Source organism: Rhizobium sp. CB3090 (assembly GCF_029714285.1).
GTDB lineage: Bacteria > Pseudomonadota > Alphaproteobacteria > Rhizobiales > Rhizobiaceae > Rhizobium.
In genome coordinates this window covers 363,184-378,630 of record NZ_CP121664.1, presented here as the reverse complement: position 1 = coordinate 378,630, position 15,447 = coordinate 363,184, and the positions used below count along the sequence as shown (strand labels likewise).

12 protein-coding genes and 5 pseudogenes are annotated in these 15,447 nt (G+C 57.2%); 8 read left to right on the top strand and 9 right to left on the bottom strand.

The genetic code is table 11. The annotated features are described in order from the left end of the window. Positions 1 to 49: 49 nt before the first annotated feature. Both QA646_RS28595 and QA646_RS28590 read right to left on the bottom strand, forming a co-directional pair. Positions 50 to 1,294 carry a SidA/IucD/PvdA family monooxygenase gene (locus QA646_RS28595; RefSeq protein WP_283060656.1) on the bottom strand — a complete coding sequence of 415 codons (1,245 nt, stop codon included), beginning with the start codon at positions 1,292 to 1,294 and terminating at the stop codon, positions 50 to 52. An 84-nt stretch (positions 1,295 to 1,378) separates the two neighbouring features. Further along, positions 1,379 to 2,638: an MFS transporter gene (locus QA646_RS28590; protein WP_283060654.1), complete on the bottom strand. Its 1,260-nt coding sequence runs from the start codon at positions 2,636 to 2,638 to the stop codon at positions 1,379 to 1,381. Between QA646_RS28590 and QA646_RS28585 the strand changes: the two genes are divergently transcribed. Next, on the top strand, positions 2,637 to 4,040 hold the full coding sequence (locus QA646_RS28585; RefSeq protein ID WP_283060653.1) for a PLP-dependent aminotransferase family protein: 1,404 nt from the start codon (positions 2,637 to 2,639) through the stop codon (positions 4,038 to 4,040). The genes QA646_RS28590 and QA646_RS28585 overlap by 2 nt on opposite strands. 311 nt (positions 4,041 to 4,351) lie before the next feature. On the opposite strand, the pseudogene QA646_RS28580 reads toward QA646_RS28585, so the two are convergent. The 3 genes and pseudogenes from QA646_RS28580 to QA646_RS28570 form a co-directional block, all read right to left on the bottom strand. Beyond that, positions 4,352 to 4,720, bottom strand: a pseudogene (locus QA646_RS28580) (type II toxin-antitoxin system VapC family toxin). Further along, the gene (locus tag QA646_RS28575) at positions 4,720 to 4,974 is read right to left on the bottom strand and encodes a type II toxin-antitoxin system Phd/YefM family antitoxin (RefSeq protein ID WP_283060652.1); all 255 of its coding nucleotides are present in this window, start codon (positions 4,972 to 4,974) and stop codon (positions 4,720 to 4,722) included. Before QA646_RS28575 ends, QA646_RS28580 begins: the two are co-directional and overlap by 1 nt. 825 nt (positions 4,975 to 5,799) lie before the next feature. After that, positions 5,800 to 5,947 (bottom strand): annotated as a pseudogene (locus QA646_RS28570) (argininosuccinate synthase); the annotation flags it as partial. Positions 5,948 to 6,407: 460 nt separating this feature from the next. Between QA646_RS28570 and QA646_RS28565 the strand changes: the two are divergent. Together QA646_RS28565 and QA646_RS28560 are read left to right on the top strand one after the other, a co-directional pair. Beyond that, complete coding sequence (locus QA646_RS28565; RefSeq protein WP_283060650.1) at positions 6,408 to 7,403, top strand: helix-turn-helix transcriptional regulator; 996 nt, start codon at positions 6,408 to 6,410, stop codon at positions 7,401 to 7,403. Positions 7,404 to 7,665: 262 nt separating this feature from the next. Then, the gene (locus QA646_RS28560) at positions 7,666 to 8,757 is read left to right on the top strand and encodes a sulfite exporter TauE/SafE family protein (protein ID WP_349254276.1); all 1,092 of its coding nucleotides are present in this window, start codon (positions 7,666 to 7,668) and stop codon (positions 8,755 to 8,757) included. Between the two features lie 46 nt (positions 8,758 to 8,803). On the opposite strand, the pseudogene QA646_RS28555 reads toward QA646_RS28560, so the two are convergent. Beyond that, positions 8,804 to 9,015: pseudogene (locus QA646_RS28555) on the bottom strand (ISL3 family transposase); the annotation flags it as partial. Positions 9,016 to 9,990: 975 nt separating this feature from the next. On the opposite strand from QA646_RS28555, the gene QA646_RS28550 reads away from it, so the two are divergent. Both QA646_RS28550 and QA646_RS28545 read left to right on the top strand, forming a co-directional pair. Further along, positions 9,991 to 10,251 carry a hypothetical protein gene (locus QA646_RS28550; protein WP_283060649.1) on the top strand — a complete coding sequence of 87 codons (261 nt, stop codon included), beginning with the start codon at positions 9,991 to 9,993 and terminating at the stop codon, positions 10,249 to 10,251. Positions 10,252 to 10,258: 7 nt separating this feature from the next. Continuing rightward, positions 10,259 to 11,368, top strand: coding sequence for a radical SAM protein (locus QA646_RS28545; protein WP_283060647.1), 1,110 nt, complete (start codon positions 10,259 to 10,261; stop codon positions 11,366 to 11,368). A gap of 34 nt (positions 11,369 to 11,402) precedes the next feature. On the opposite strand, the pseudogene QA646_RS28540 reads toward QA646_RS28545, so the two are convergent. After that, a pseudogene (locus tag QA646_RS28540) lies at positions 11,403 to 11,890 on the bottom strand (DDE-type integrase/transposase/recombinase); the annotation flags it as partial. Positions 11,891 to 12,311: 421 nt separating this feature from the next. Between QA646_RS28540 and QA646_RS28535 the strand changes: the two are divergent. The 3 genes from QA646_RS28535 to QA646_RS28525 all read left to right on the top strand — a co-directional run bounded on the left by QA646_RS28535 (position 12,312) and on the right by QA646_RS28525 (position 14,272). Further along, a complete protein-coding gene (locus QA646_RS28535) occupies positions 12,312 to 12,464 on the top strand; it encodes a hypothetical protein (RefSeq protein ID WP_283054409.1) in 153 nt (50 codons plus the stop codon). Between the two features lie 171 nt (positions 12,465 to 12,635). Further along, positions 12,636 to 12,983 carry a helix-turn-helix transcriptional regulator gene (locus tag QA646_RS28530; protein ID WP_283060646.1) on the top strand — a complete coding sequence of 116 codons (348 nt, stop codon included), beginning with the start codon at positions 12,636 to 12,638 and terminating at the stop codon, positions 12,981 to 12,983. After that, positions 12,983 to 14,272, top strand: a complete 1,290-nt coding sequence (locus QA646_RS28525) for a type II toxin-antitoxin system HipA family toxin (protein WP_283060645.1) — start codon at positions 12,983 to 12,985, stop codon at positions 14,270 to 14,272. The genes QA646_RS28530 and QA646_RS28525 overlap by 1 nt, the downstream gene beginning before the upstream one ends. Before the next feature lie 32 nt (positions 14,273 to 14,304). On the opposite strand, the gene QA646_RS28520 is transcribed toward QA646_RS28525, so the two are convergent. Next, entirely contained in the window at positions 14,305 to 14,664 is a 360-nt protein-coding gene (locus QA646_RS28520; protein WP_283060644.1) for a hypothetical protein, read from the bottom strand. A gap of 1 nt (position 14,665) precedes the next feature. Next, positions 14,666 to 15,447, bottom strand: a pseudogene (locus QA646_RS28515) (isocitrate lyase/phosphoenolpyruvate mutase family protein); the annotation flags it as partial.

The window sequence follows — 15,447 nt, the reverse complement described above, 5'->3', positions numbered from 1 at the left end:
GCTCTTGCGGAGAATGATCGATCCTCTTGTATCTTGCATGGTAATCAATCTAGCCCCCGAAGATCTGCCGATCTGGGACGTTCGCATAGTGATCACGCCCAAGCAGGCTATTGACGATGCGACTATTTCGGTACGCTACGAGTGACAAATTCACACTCTGCAAGCCACTTTGGACGCGCGTCCGGTTCTGCAGATACACGTGGCCTGGGGAACTGTCGTTGAATTGAACGGCGTAATCTTCATCTACGACCGGCAGGCCATCTTCGATGGCGGCGGAAGCCAATAGGCGATCGATGAACGGAAGCGAGCGAGGCTGAAAACCGGTGGCGAGAACGATACGATCGGCCTCTACTGTTCGCAAAGGGGCGCCACGCGAGGCCAACAGCGCTTGCCAACCATGTGGATGAGGAGACAACTCCTTCATAACGACTGCGGGCAGCAGCTGAATGATATCGTCGCTATAGCCGCTCGCGCTGCGATGATAGATAATTTCATAGATGCGATTGCACAATTCCGCTGAAATGCCGTCGCTGGTGAGCAACTCTTCATCGACGATAGCCCGACGCTCCTGAAGTGGCAGCGAATGAAAGCGCTGGCTGTAAGACGGCGTGTACGCCACGTTGACAAAAGCGCTGTCATCCCTCGTGAACAGGTTCGCCCGTGATGTCACCCATATGATCTTGCGCACATCGGGATTGCCCAACAGGTGTTCGACGACCTCCGCACCGCTCTGGCCGCCGCCGACAACCATTACGCGTTCACCCACACCGATTGGTGACTGATGGAGATAGCTCGCCACATGATAGACCTTATCGCCCAGCCAGGGTTTGGCGCATTCGGGGATTTTCGGAACGACACCCACCCCGATCGCAACCGCGCGTGCGTGATAGTCATCTCGACTCGTCGTCACGCGGTAACCCTTGTCGAATTTGGCGATGTCGGTGACTTCCTCGCCAAACCGAAGGCTGGGCAAGTGATGCGCAACCCACTGGAAATAGTCTGTGAACTCACTACGTGACGTCGTTGCGTCGCGCCGGTTCAGGAAACTGTAAAGTCGTCCGTGCGTTGCAAGATAGTTGAGGAAAGAAAACGGACTGGTGGGATCTGCAAGCGTCACGCAGTCCTTCAGCGGAGATACCTGCAGGCGACTATTTGGCAGCAGCAGTCCCGGATGCCAAACGAAGCTGCATTCCTTTTCGAAAAAAATCGTGCGCAGGCGCGTCGGATGTGCCAGTGCAGCAAGACTAAGATTGAAGGGCCCGATGCCTATGCCGATGAGATCCAGAATTTCCATAGAATCTTTCCTATGGTCAAAAAATTTCCTTTAAGCGCGGTAACCGATCGAGCATTGGGGGAAAATCATAACGAGATCGGTTTCCTACATCGGCCTCCAAACTGTCTGGCTGATGATAGCGATGTTGATAGCGACCAGCCCTGCCATTACGAGCATTGCAACGTCGATGCCATGAGCTGCAATTAATATGCCGCCGAAATACGGGAAGCCGAACGATCCCGCAAAATAAGCGAGCGCGAAGACTTGGGAGGCGACGGCGATCGACAGGCCACGATCGCCAGCAAGGTTCACCACCATGGCGTTCAAGGTGGAATAGGTGAGGCCGTAGCCTACGGCAAAGAGAACGCTGGCGACGACATACAGCAGCGCGCTTCCCGAGTTCAAAACCAGAAGTCCGATCCCAATCAGTGTTGTTACGAAGAGAGCGAGCGCCAGGCGACCGAGCGGCAATTTTCCGATCATCGACGCGAGCGAAAACCGCAATGCGACCGTCGTGACAGTGAATGTCAGAAAGAAGACATTGGGTGAAAGTCCTCGCGATGCGGCATATATGCTTTGAAACGTGGACAGACCAGCGAATGTACAAGCACCAATTCCCATCATGATCACCGGCAACACCGTTTTACCACGTAAAATGGACAGGCTCGTTGGGACGGAGAGAGCAACGGCGCGTGCGGAAAGTTGCGGCTGGCGCTTCAAACGCGTCTGTACGAACATGGCGAATACCGCAGCCACCACGCAGAAGACGGCATAAAATGCGTAAGCGGCACCGGGATCACCGATCTGGTCAGCAATGAAGTGACCCAGCGGAGCTGATCCGCCGATGCCGAGCATTTGGGATCCTGAAAGGAGAGTGAGAGCTTCCAAGCGAGCGGAAGGTTTGAGGCGATCAATGAGTTGGATTGGGGCGAGCGTGTAACAGACCGCCCAACCAAAACCGAGCAGGACGCCACCGGTATAGGCAAACGCCAGACCGCCAGTTCCGACCAGGGCAAAGCTGGTCATTGCGGCCGCCATGACAAGAGAAGAGACGGCAACGAGCGGCAAAATACCTGTATATTCCGCCAGCCGCCCCGCGAAAATGGCACCGACCAGGGTCGCGATGGTTCCTGCACTAACGACGCCTCCGGCGGCAGATGCCTGAAAGCCTGCGGATCGCATAACGTCCACAAGCAGAAAGCTTGAACCATAAGCGAGAGCGAGTGCAATGGCGGTAATGAGATAGGGCACTAGAACGCTCGCCGGCAACCAATCAAGCAGCCTCTGGTTCGTCTCGGCTGTAACAGGCGTCACAAGCGAAAGCGTTTCCCTTTTTTGATCAGTAGCGTTATCTATCTTGCTCATGAAAGTAGATAACAGACTATTGGCCGTTACACAATCGCTGCGCAGGGAGATAGCCTCGGCAAAGCCCGGGCTGCGACTGCCTTCCGTGCGTTCTCTTATGAAGGAATTCCATGTCAGTCCCGCGACGGTGGAGCGAGCATTTGCCCAACTCGTCAGCGAAGGCCTGATCGAGCCCCGTCCAGGCCAAGGAACCTTCGTTCGCGAAACGCCCGCGGGTCCCTCCGAAGTTGTCGACTTATCTTGGCAATCTGTCGCACTTGGAGCTGCGCGTGAAGACGGTGGTTTTTTTGAAGCTTCATTGACACTTCCACCAGCCGACGGCCTGATCTTGAACATGGGCTACCTGCCGCCCGATCTACAGGCGTCTGGCCTTCTGGCACATGCGCTCCGTCGAGCCGCAGGTGGTGTCGATCTTTGGGATCGACTGCCGATTGAGGGTCTTCAGTCATTGCGAGCGTGGTTCTCGCGCGAGATCGGAAACGGCGCCGTATTTTCGCCCCATGACGTCATCATATGCAACGGCGGGCAGGCGGCGATCACTGCGACCCTACGGGCACTCGTGCCGCCTGGACGTCCGATCCTTGTGGAGACCCCGACCTATACTGGCGCCATTTCGGCTGCCCGGGCGGCGGGTCTTGAAGTCATTCCCGTAGCTATGGACGAAAACGGAGTGCGACCGGAACTGCTGGAGGACGCCTTCCAACAGACGGGGGCCCGGGTCTTTTACAGCCAACCAACCTTCTCCAATCCGTCGGGCGTCGTGACGTCGATTGAGCGGCGAGCTGCCGTCCTCGACATCGCGGCAGAGGCGCGCGCCTTCATCATCGAGGACGACTGGGCGCGCGATCTCGACCTGACAGGCAATGCACCGGCTCCGCTTGCGACGGGTGATCGCCATGGACACGTTGTTTATATTAGGTCCCTTGCCAAATCGGCTGCACCCGGCTTGAGGGTCGCAGCCGTCATGGCACGAGGAGCGGCCCTGGCACGGCTGAAGGTGGCTCGCGCTAGTCAAGACTTCTTTGTGGCCGGCCCCTTGCAAGCGGCGGCTTTGGCCGTTGTCTCCGCGCCAGGATGGAAGCGTCATCTCAAGGCCGCCTGCGCTGCCCTAATCGAGCGGCGCGATATACTCGTCGGCGCGCTGCGCGAGGAAGCGGGGGATTGCGTGACGTTTCAGGTGCCGACCGGAGGCATGCACCTTTGGCTGCGCTTGCCGGATCACGTCTGCGATGTCGCGCTCGCTGCGGATATGGCCCGGAACGGTGTTTTCATCAGCGCCGGTCGCGCATGGTTTCCCGCGGACCCAGAAGGCTCGTTCCTGCGGCTAACTTTCGCAGGCCACCCCACCACTCTTGTTGAGGGCGCAAAGCGCCTCAGCCAGGCTATTAAACATAAACTTTAATCTCGGATAACAGAAGGAATAGCGCAGTCATGCCGCCGTGCGGGAAGCAGCAGGTCCGATCGCCTTTGGCCATCGGAAGCTCGCGGTCATGCCGAGATTCCGTTCGCATCTCGGCAGATCTGAACTGATCTCGGCGGAACGCACGTGCCGATCTCGCCCTGGCTGATCTTCTTCCCATGCATCCGCGCGCGGGGAGGCGATTTTCACATGTTCAACTGCGCATGCGAGCGCGCCGCTTCCATCCTCAAGCGCGATGCAATGATTGTTGTTCGCAGATCATACGAGCGATCGCCGTGGGATTCTTAGGAAGATTATATTGAATGCTTCCACGGATTGACGAGTGCAACTCTCATGCCCTCGAAATCTTTGACGTTGCGTGTGACCAGCGTCATGCGACGGATGAAGGCTGTCGCTGCGATATAGGCGTCGTTGACCGGTTTGGGATCGGGCACATGCCATTGGGCCGCCTGGACGGCCGCCGCCTCGTCCAGAGGTAGGATGCGGCCGGATCATTATGCTCCACCAGCCGAACGCCAATTTCCCGCTCGTGCAGGACGACAGATGAAATGAAGGTTCTCGGCAGGATCGACGGTTTCGTTCCAGACCGCGACATTGGGATCACCCTTGCCGCTTGCAACCTTGCGCAGTTCGGATACGACATTGGTATCGAGCAATAGCATCAGGACAGGTCGACCGGTTGGGTGTGTTCCGTGCGTTGCGGGAGCGGCAAATCGATGTCTTCGGCCCCCGCCGGCGCCAGCATGTCGCCGAGCGTCCGCATTTTGCCCGTAAGCTGCTTATACTCGTCGAACGACAGGAGAACATGCGCAGGCCGTCCCCTCTCGGTGATGATCACAGGCCCATCCTTGGTGGCGCGCTTTGCGCGGCCAAGATCCTGATTGAGTTCTCGTCCTGAAAGCGTGGTGACGGTCATGGCGAGCCTCCAATTTCGTGGTTACGCAACCACATTCAATCCGCATGGAGCAGAATCAAGATGTGGCAGTTGCGGGCAGCAGTCACAAGCCTACCCCGACTTGTGGTCGGCAGGCACAATACTGCAAAAATGGAGAGTATCAGAGAAATCAGCACAGCGCCGGCCGCAGGCCGGGATTTCGGGAATTCTCGACGCGCAAGGAGCGGAACCGGGAGCAGCCGCAGGAGCTTCAACAAAGTGGCCCGAAGGGGAAGCGGGACCGACTGCCCCACTCCTTGCGCTCCGCTTTCATGAAGGCGGTGGGAGTTGCGAGGACCGTCGAACCGACAGCGTGCTGGAAAATTCGGCTGGCTCGGCAAACGGGTCACGCCAGACATGCGCTCGGCTCCGTTGCTCTTTCACTCCGGCGAACGCCGGCTGGCTGACGGGGGAAGTCCAGGAGCACGGTTGTGTCATGCGCGCGGAGGCCATGCAAAAAGTACGCTCGGCGAACGGAACGGTGGTACCCGTGATCAGATCCAGCCGGTGGCCACCTCGAACCAATAAGAATCGTGCTTTGGGATAGGCTGAAACGATAGCTTTGCCCATCGCCGGAGAGAATATGACATCGTTCCCTGCTGCGATAAGCAACATCTCCCCCTGATAACGGCTCCGATCCAACTGAAGGTTCGGTAGGGGCGCACGGCGAGCTAAAAAATCCTTTAAGACTTCCGCGCACCACACGTAGAGTGGGAGGTTATATCCGAAAGAAGGCCCCACGCTTTGCAAGTCGTTTCCAAACAATTCATACATCCGCACTTTGGCGGCATCGGCGCTAGGCTGACTTAGCAGGCTGCGGTCGCGCGTGCACCAGAAGCCGTTATAGAGCCGTGCAGCATGTAGAGGGCATGATATCATCCTTCAAAAGCGCAGCAGCGCGATCTAGCGCAATGGATGTTCGATCCCCGCGATGAACGGCGAGCAGGATCGTACCGCTGTTCGTAGGAGCGAAAGTGTCGCCATACGACTGGGAGAGACATCGCCTTGGTTCTCATACTTTGCGGCCCCTCGCCAGAAAGGTGAGCGGCATAAGGCAGGCTCTATCCGCCGGCGGTGATTGAGGAAGCGGACTTGATATTTGGCTGGGGCGATTGCTCGGCAAGGAACTTGGATCGAGCGCCATATTGTGGAAGCTACATCCATTGCCATGCCTCGCTGTTAATCCCCGAGCAAAGACGGACCGCATCGAAACACTGATACGCGTCTTGATAGCGCCATGAGCGGCGAATTTGCTCAAAGGTCAAATCGCTTCGTCCGATGAAGAAGACATGAGCGAAATAGCCAGAAAAGGCTATTTGAGGTCAATCAATTTTTCGTTAGTAGCTGACAGGGGGCCAGTTGTTTGCCGTCACTGCGAGCGCGCGCGACAAAAAACAGTGATTGGGTAGGGCAAGTTGACCGAAATTTTGACGCTTAAACTCGAGGCGACGGCACTCACAACCGGCGAAGTGTCCGAATGGCTTAACGGTGAAAAGCAGGACAATTTCTATCGGCCTCTCAGTACCGACAGCCGCGGTCTCTTCTCATTCGGTGTTCATGGCGCTGGCGAGCTGGTGGGCTGGGTGGGGGCAAGCTCAACGGACCGCGCCTTTTCCGTCACGATCGAGAATGATGACTTCATGTTTTTCCTCGAGCATGGAACCTGCTACGATCTGGCAACAGGCGGCATAAGGCATGCTATCACGCCCTGCACGGGACTGCTGACGACGGCCGACCGCTATTCCGCGGTGAATATTCACGCAGGCTCCGTTGCCGAAGGATTCTGCGTCCCGAGGAGCGCGGTACACGCGGCCCTGACCAGCACCTTCGAACGTCTGCCGCCTGTCGATTTCGAATTCGTTCCCCTGCAGGACCTGACGGCGGGACCGGCGGCGCATCTTTTCAAGCTCATGCGGTTCTTCCGAGATGAGATTTGCGCCGATCAAAACCTAGAGATTTCTCCCATTGCCCTGACCAGCTTCCAAGAGATGTTCTGTCTGCTGATGGTGCAGAATCTGCCCCATACGCTTTCTGACACCGGATCGCGGGTGCAGACAATAGCCCCTCGCCAGCTTCGAAGAGCGCTGGAGTTTGCGAGAGCACATATCGCAATGCCGATCACGATCACGGATATGGCAGCGGCAGCGGGTGTCAGCGTGCGGGCGCTGCAGATCAATTTTCGACGATTTTTGAATGTCACCCCAATGGCTTACCTAAGGCAGCTCCGTCTTGATGGCGCACGCCAAGATTTGTTGACGGCGACGCCGTCTGCGATGGTCAGTGAAATCGCGCGCCGCTGGGGGTTTATACATCAGGGCCGCTTCTCTCAGGAATACCGTGCTGCTTTTGGCGTCCTGCCGAAATACGATCTCGGGCGCAGCTATGAGAAGAATCGGCGTGTGGCGCTATAAAGCACGCGTTGATACCCACTCCATATCGACGCGCGGATTCTGATGATGGACAAATTGAAGGCGACGGATCTGCCGGCTAGAGAAACTGAACTCTCTGGGCAATTGCATCGGCTATTTCGCTCGGGCTGAATTCCCACGCACCCAGGTATCCATCGGCTCCAAGATCGCTCTCCGCGTCGCCATGGTCGAGGCGGACAAGGTTGGGGGGATTCAATCTGCGCGGGGTTCATGAACGGCTCTCTGGGCATCGTCACGAAGCCTCATGCCAAAGGTGCCTTGGTGCGGTTCGACGACGGCGCTGAAGACGCGATCACTACCGCCGACCTTGAGAAGCTCATTCACGGCTGGGCGAAGCGTGCACAAGGCTCAGGGATGGGCATCCAAACGAGTGCTCATTCCTGTCGTCTCTTCGAAGTTGCTGGCTCCCACCATGCACTCGGTGATCACTCGCAACATAGAAACCGTAGTGCGTGTCGGCGATCCGGGATACATCAACGAGATCATCTCGATGCAGCCAACATCGCTGACAAGGTCGCAGGCATTGGTCCTGCGCTTGCAACGCACCTGGTCCATCCTTCCCTCACCTATCACGAGGCTATGGAACTTGACTGCCTTTGACGAAGCCACATCGCTCGCCGTGCTATTCCTCATTGTCGCGGCGCTCTATGCAGTGGTCGGCCAGGCCGGAGCGTCGGGATATCTGGCGGCTATGGGACTATACGGGCTCGCGCCGACGGTGATGAAGCCCACGGCACTCGCCATGAACCTGCTCGTCGCCGCGATTGGGACCGTCCAGTTCTGTCGTTCGGGGCTGTTCTCCTGGCGGACCTTCTATCCGTTCGCCGTGCTCGGATTTCCGTTCTCGCTGCTCGGCGGATCGGTGCAGTTACCGATACATGTCTATTATCCCCTCGTCGGAATCATTCTGATCCTGTCGGGCGTACAGATGATTTGCTCGGCAATAACGAAAAAGGTTGCAGTCCAAGCCGCCGAGGCTCCTCCCTTCCTGCCCGCTCTGCTGACGGGGGCGGTGATCGGCTTCGTCTCGGGAACGACAGGAACAGGTGGAGGCATCTTCCTCGCGCCGATCATCCTCGCACTGAACTGGGTTAGCGCCCGGCGTACCGCCGCCATTACCGCCGCATGCAATCTGCTGAACTCGGCGGCAGCTCTCGCTGGCACCTATGCCTCGATCAAGTCTATTCCCTCGGCACTCCCGCTGTGGCTACTCGCGGTCGGCATAGGTGGCGTCGCTGGCGGTCTTGTAGGTAGCCGGTACCTCTCCGAGTGCACCCTCAGGTTCATCCTCGCGGCCGTGCTATTGGTGTCCGGCACCAAGCTGCTGTTGAGCTGAGGGAAAGCAATACCGTGCGGTAAAGGGCCTCCCAACAGGACTTGGTGCGCTTCAATGTCCGCAAGATCGTGTCGTCGCTGACCGGCATGCGGAGCCGATGCATCAAGTATTCACCCGGGCGACCGCCTATCTTGTGGCCAATCAAGCCTACATCTCAGCCATCCGTTCAGTTCGTCGCATGTAAGGTGAAGCAACCTCGGGCAACCAGTCGGTGAAGGTTCGTCGCGCGCATTTCCGGTGTCTACACTGCCACCGATTCCCGCGTTCCTTCGCATTTTGAGCAACTGATGATTAATGGCGATCGCGTCGGCACCATCATGCACTGCCCCCACATTTAACTCGGCAGGGACGAGATCAGAAATCCGAAACTGGGCTCGCATGGTGCTGTTTCTCCTTCGAGAACAAGGCCAGTCGAATCCAAAATATCAGCGAGACTGAGTCAGCCTCCTTATTCCATGCCTAATCACAGGTCATCGGGCGGCAGCGTGAGCTTTTGTTTGGTGGGGTGCCTTCTCCAGGCCATGATCGTACCGGCCCGTCTCGCCGGGGCCTGCTCATACGTCCCCGAGATCTCGATAAGACTCGATCAGACAAAGCTGTCGCCCATCCGACAAATTCTACCCCGGTCGAACAATCCGAAACTCCGACATATAAGGATGCCAGTGTACCCACTTGAAAAAAGGTGAGCAAATGCCGGACATTCACGGCGTGGAGCCGCACTTGCGGCCGACGCGGCATGACGCTTGCTTCCCGTTTTTTGTAAACTTTTTGGCACACTTCAACTCAGGAGACTGACTAATGACGGACCACCAAACCTCGGGATACGTGCACACAGCAGATACCCTAAAGATCCTGGCTGCGCAGCTCCGTGAAGAGGCTATTCGAACAGAGATACGGGCGCTACCCGTGCAAGGGGCAGCCGAAATCGCAGTCCGCCGGCCAGACTGGCCGGGCTGCTGGAATACCAAACCTATCTCGATCAACTGCACTGAACATTGATCCTCGATCGACGTCCACCGGGCAACATAGCTCAAATCCGGAGCGGCACTTTACCAGCGTCGGCATCTTTTGGGGTGCAGAGCGGGGCAGAGTGGAGGGTTTGAGGAGTGCGGCTATCGCCGCGCGAGCTTTTGGAGAGGCCCGGCCCCCTCTTCAGAGCAATGGAGCTGGCTGCGGTCGTGGCCAGCATCCAGCTCGTCGGCGTACCTTGATCGGAAATCCGGATTAACGACCATGGACCATACCAAGTTGTTCCCTCAGCTCAAGGAAACGGTTTGCCTAAAGCCGATGGCGGGGTACGCCTTGGCTCATGGTCACCATCCTTCCCAGATCCAAATGCTTGACCCTTCTCACGCGTTCTTTCTGTCGCTGTGTGACAAAGGTCTCCTCCCTTCACAAATCGCCTTTATCTATGGCCAAACTTTTGACCTTGAGGGTGTTGATGCTCACTCACAAGTTGATCAGTTGTTGAGCAAGTATCAGCATTTTCTTTAATTTCGACATGACGGCAAACCCAAGAGATCGATTTAGTCCGCAAAAATTCCTCTACCGGGTTGATTCCTCCGCGCTTGACCTCGCAACTTTTGGCAAATGGCCCGTTCCTGCGGGTATCAGCATCACTCTTACGTTCAATTGCAACTTCAGCTGTTCCTACTGTTATCAAGATAGTCGCCAGAGGAGCGACCCGCGCTGGAGCTCGAGCAAGTGCCTTGCGTTGCTGGATGAGGCTGCGGACTGGGGCGTGGTGTTTGCAGGATTCACTGGTGGCGAGCCTACCATCTTTGATGGTTGGCTCGAGTTGCTAGAGCGAACGCTCACACGGGGTATGATCCCGGTCTTCACTAGCAACGGAACGGTAATCGGGACTGATCCTGACATTGCCGTCCGCTTGAAAGATGCAGGCATGAAAGAAGTGACGATCAGTTTGGACGCCTGCTCGCCGCAGCTGCATGATCAGGTGACCCGGACCAGCGGGCATTTTCCCAAGGTGGCCAATGCGATTCGTTTTTTACGCGCAGCCGGAATCCGAGTGCGTGTCAAGAGCGTGCTGACGCCAATGACCCAGCATGCGGTGGAGGAAACCATAGACTTTCTGGTCGATTTGGGAGTTGAAGGTATCGACATTTCCTATATAGAGAGCGGGGCAATCAACTCCGCCGCCAATGGTGCTCCGAACGTTACTGCGGAAGAGCTGTCACGTGCCCGAGATCGGATCATACAAAAACGTGAACAGTATTCACATCTCTGTAATATAGAACCGCCCGACGATACCACCAAATTGTGGACAGAGACGGACTGGCATCCCTGTGGCGGCATGCAGTCTGGCATGTCGATATTTCCGAGCGGCGACGTGTCCGTATGCGACAAGATGCACGGGGTGAAGGCTTTTACTTTTGGCAATGTTTTCGATGCTGGCCTCAAAGAGATTTGGAACAGTGATACATTCGCGCTACTTTGTAAGCGAGCGACAGATCCAGAGGTTGTTGATTCGGGCTGTGCCATCTGCAGCAAGCTGCACCTTTGCCGGACGTCCTGTTTTGTGGATTCTTTCAACGTGACCGGCTGCTACTTCGGCAAAGATCCGTCTTGCGGCGGTCCGTTCTTGAACTAGCGGAATTCAGCACCACGCCGAGCCGAATTCCGCATCAATTCCTCTCGGCGCCATCTATCCGAGCATCTTTACCGCCATCGACAGCAAGCGCCAGTTCTTCCTCAAGCTTGAAGACACGCTGCGCAAGAGCGTCTCTCTCAGCCTTCAGCGCGGCGTTCTCGGCAGCATTCGCCGCCAGAAGCGCCATCGGTAGCATCGCCTTAACGGCATTTATGATCGGCGGCAGCCAGGTTTTTCGGTGAAGAAGAAAATGATTGGCGATCTGGCCATGGACTGAGACGAAGGGCTGGCATTGCCGTGCCGACTTGAAGCGCATCATACGTCGCTCCCGTCGTCGCACGGAAAGGTGCGAATTCTCGGCCCGATTGTTGAGCCCTTTGTGCGAGCGATGCTCGACACCGGGCATCAATTCCGCTTTGCGGCAGAGTAGGAACGCAGTTTGTCGGTCACCACTACCCGCGGGGTGGTGCCCTGGCCCCTGAGCAGCTTGCGCATCAGGCGCAGAGCTGCTCCCTTGTCCCTTGGGTCGAAGCTCTGGAAATCGTTCATCGCGACTTGCCCGCATCCCGCACTGGTCAATCGAATATGCAGATGCGCTCAAAGGAAACACGGTAGGAACTTTCACGCGTGTCAACGTGCGCCTCGTCACCGCGCGCATCGGATCGATGTCGGCCGCGGCGAAGCCTCCCTTCGGACTGCCGCTCGCTAGCCGCAGGCCGAAGGCAATGCCTCGGCTCAATGCCAAGGCGTGTACTCATAGACGATTTCAAGGTCGTCCTCGGCGTCGATTTCTTCGGAAGGGCGCATATTCTTGTGGCTGGGTGGTCGCCTCGTCAGTCAAACCTGAGTATTGAAGCGGAGGACAGCCGCACTCAGGCTTAAGACATTGGCGCGGCTGCGTTCCCGGGTGTTCGGGCTGCCGATTGGATGGATGGAGTTAGTCATGTCGATCGAAGTTCGCGCGCGATTGTCGAAAGGGCGTTTGGCCGGGCCCAAAAGATGGGGGCTTCCCATCGAAAGGTCCGAAGAGTTTGAGCGCTGGGTCGATGAATGGACAAGAGGCGAGATCGAGATCGCCACGCTGCGCCAACGCTAGATCGAATTGCTGAAAAGGCGGGAGCAGGCTTGGCGCAACCGCTGAGGTCAGCGACGAACCGGATGCGCTATTCCGCTCCTTATGGATCAGTGTTGCAGAATTCCGCATTCTAGTTTATTTTCTGGCCGCACGATATTCCGTACATTGACCTTTAGATGAGCGATATTCCGCATGAATGCTACGATTTTCAACGCTCTTGGCGAACAACTCTTGGCCGCCCGTAAACGGCGAGGTCTCAGTCAGCCAGCACTTGCGAAAAGGCTCGGCCGGGACCGGGCGCGAATATCGGAACTCGAACGGGACCTTGCGACGGATCGGCGGGGTAGGGACCGACTGACCCTGTTTGCCGAAATCTGCGATGCACTCGACCTTATGCCCGTCCTACTGCCGAAGTCCCGGGTCGGGGAAGTGAGGGCGCTGATTGGCGAAAAGGGGGAACAGCAGAATAGAGGGGCGGCGGCCAGCGCATTCGAGGAACTTTTTGTCGATCTCGATGAAGACGACAAAGGGGAGCCGTGATGGCGAAATCTTCGGCGATCCTCGGCGTCCATCTTCTGGATCAGACACAAGGGAAGGTTAGGGTAGGCACCCTGACGCGCGACAGTGACGGCGCAGTCGCGTTTGTCGTTGCGGAAACATTCCTACGGGATCCAAAGCGGCCAATTCTGAGCCTGGGTTGGTTCGATCCTGACGATGACGAGGGCACACGCAATCGTCTGGCGCGGCGCGGTGACAAAATTGGGCTTCACGGCACATTGCCACCATGGTTTTCAGGGCTGCTTCCGGAGGGCGCCCTTAGGGATCTCGTGTTGAACGAAATGGGGCCGGGCGATCACGACGAATTCGACGTTCTGACCCGCCTGGGTGGCGATCTCCCCGGCGCAATTCTCGTCGTACCGGAAACAGCGATCCCAGGGTCAGCCGGCCCAATCACCATCGAAAAGGTACATGGCGTGGATGTCGCGCTGCCTGAAGGCGCGGTCAAATTCTCGCTCGCAGGTGTCCAGCTCAAGTTCACAGCCAACGTCGAGGGCGAGCGACTGACGGTTCCCGGTCGCGGTGACACCGGCCGTTGCATCATCAAGGTCGCAAGCGAGCGATTCCCAGGTTTGCCCGAGGCTGAATACGCGGCCATGCATATGGCAAAAATGATTGGCGTGCGAACCGCAAATTGCCGGCTTGTCTCCAGCGATGTCATCAGCGGCGTTCCCGCGGAACTCTTGGCCCACGGAAAACGCGTTCTCGTCATCGATCGCTTCGACCGTGCCGACGATGATCGTCGCATTCACATCGAAGACGCAGCCCAAATTCTGGGAGCGATAGGCGATCGCAAATACACGATGGCGACGACTGAAACCATCATCAACATGGTGCGCCGCTTCAGTACCGATCATCGCGATGACATATTGGAAGCCATCCGAAGGGTCGCTGCAGACGTGCTTTTGGGCAATGGCGACAACCATCTTAAGAACTGGTCCTTCCGATTCCCGGCACCCGGCGAAATCCGATTGTCGCCTGCCTACGATATCGTCCCGACCGTTCTTTACAATCCATCCGACACTATGGCGTTGAGGTTCGTCAAAACCCAAAGCTTCGAAAACGTGAACCTTCATCGTTTTGAGAGGGTCGCAAGTTTTCTTCGTTTGGACGAGAAGCTGATCACCCGCGAGGTCGTGGCGACAGTTAGTCGTGCACTGGAGCATTGGCCAACATTGGCGCCCGAATTGCTCGGAGAAAAGAAAGCAAATCAGCTTCTTGATCGCCTTGGCACGCTGACCCTGGTGGACGAAGTTCTACGTCAACCGTAGTCTTCGGCCGTGTTGGATATCGCCGGCCCGCTTCAATGGTGCGCAAGCCGTTGGCAGGCCACATCCAGCAGCCTTCGCGTATGCGCTCGAACGAGATCAATATCAATGCTATGTGCGTCGCTGACGCTTGCCGCATCGCTTGGATCCGGGACCTGCGCTCGGACGGCTTCTTTCCAGAGCCAGAACTCGTCTATCGCGGACAGCGCTTTGGCTCTCTCTTCGACATAGCCCGTGCCTACCTCGACAAATGCGTCGTCACCAAAAGCTTCACGAAACGCCGCGATCTGATCGAGGTCGAAACTCAGCGAAAGCGAAGTTCCTTCTTCGACGACAAGCACACCAAACTCTGCCTCGTCTGAATTGGCGGCGGGCGTGAACGGGATGAGCACCAACCTATCTCAGGAACCGCTTTTCGTCGGCCTTGACCTGATCCATTTTCTGCAGTCGGAATATCTCCTCGACGGGCACAATGTCCTTGTGAACGTTTTGCACGCCGCCATCGGCAATGAACGCCGGAAGGCATTCTGCATTGCTGTCGTCGCAGCGCGAATGCCATAATTGCCATAGATGGTCATCTGGATATTGCCGAGCGCGCGGATACGCGAGGCATCGAGTTCCGGATAGGCGTTCGGAACGATGACCAGCGGGACCGGCCCTTTCCACGCCCGCGAGAAACTTTCGATCGCAGCCGGGTCCTTCTTCTTCGAGTGGACCAGGACCATGTCCGCGCCGGCCTCGGCATAGGCCATGCCGCGCGTCAATGCTTCCTCTTCGCCCAAACCTTCCATCAGCGCTTCGGTGCGGGCGATGACCATAAAATCCGGGTTGGTGCGCGAGGACACCGCGGCCTCAATCTTGCCCTGGTACTCTTCGATGCGCAGCAGTTCCTGACGACCATCAACTGCAAGACTGGTGACCTTTGGGAAGGTCTTGTCCTCGATCACCACGGCTGCCGCGCCGGCCTTCTCGTATTCGCGTGCCGCGTGAATGACGTTCAACGCGTTGCCATAGCCCGTGTCGATGTCGGCGACGATCGGCAGGGACGATTTCCCGGCTATGGCGCGCAGCATGTCGAGATGCTGGGTCATCGTAATCAGGCTTATGTCGGCAAGGCCGAAGAGCGCCGATAGTTCGAATCCAGATGCCCAGATGCCGTCAAATCCGGCTTCCTCTGC

Coding starts and splice junctions, on each gene's coding strand:
- QA646_RS28560 (WP_349254276.1), top strand. CDS start 7,666: ATGCCAAAGGTGCCTTGGTGCGGTTCGACGACGGCGCTGAAGACGCGA.
- QA646_RS28545 (WP_283060647.1), top strand. CDS start 10,259: ATGACGGCAAACCCAAGAGATCGATTTAGTCCGCAAAAATTCCTCTAC.
- QA646_RS28585 (WP_283060653.1), top strand. CDS start 2,637: ATGAAAGTAGATAACAGACTATTGGCCGTTACACAATCGCTGCGCAGG.
- QA646_RS28595 (WP_283060656.1), bottom strand. CDS start 1,294: ATGGAAATTCTGGATCTCATCGGCATAGGCATCGGGCCCTTCAATCTT.
- QA646_RS28575 (WP_283060652.1), bottom strand. CDS start 4,974: ATGACCGTCACCACGCTTTCAGGACGAGAACTCAATCAGGATCTTGGC.
- QA646_RS28535 (WP_283054409.1), top strand. CDS start 12,312: ATGTCGATCGAAGTTCGCGCGCGATTGTCGAAAGGGCGTTTGGCCGGG.
- QA646_RS28525 (WP_283060645.1), top strand. CDS start 12,983: ATGGCGAAATCTTCGGCGATCCTCGGCGTCCATCTTCTGGATCAGACA.
- QA646_RS28530 (WP_283060646.1), top strand. CDS start 12,636: ATGAATGCTACGATTTTCAACGCTCTTGGCGAACAACTCTTGGCCGCC.
- QA646_RS28590 (WP_283060654.1), bottom strand. CDS start 2,638: ATGAGCAAGATAGATAACGCTACTGATCAAAAAAGGGAAACGCTTTCG.
- QA646_RS28550 (WP_283060649.1), top strand. CDS start 9,991: ATGGACCATACCAAGTTGTTCCCTCAGCTCAAGGAAACGGTTTGCCTA.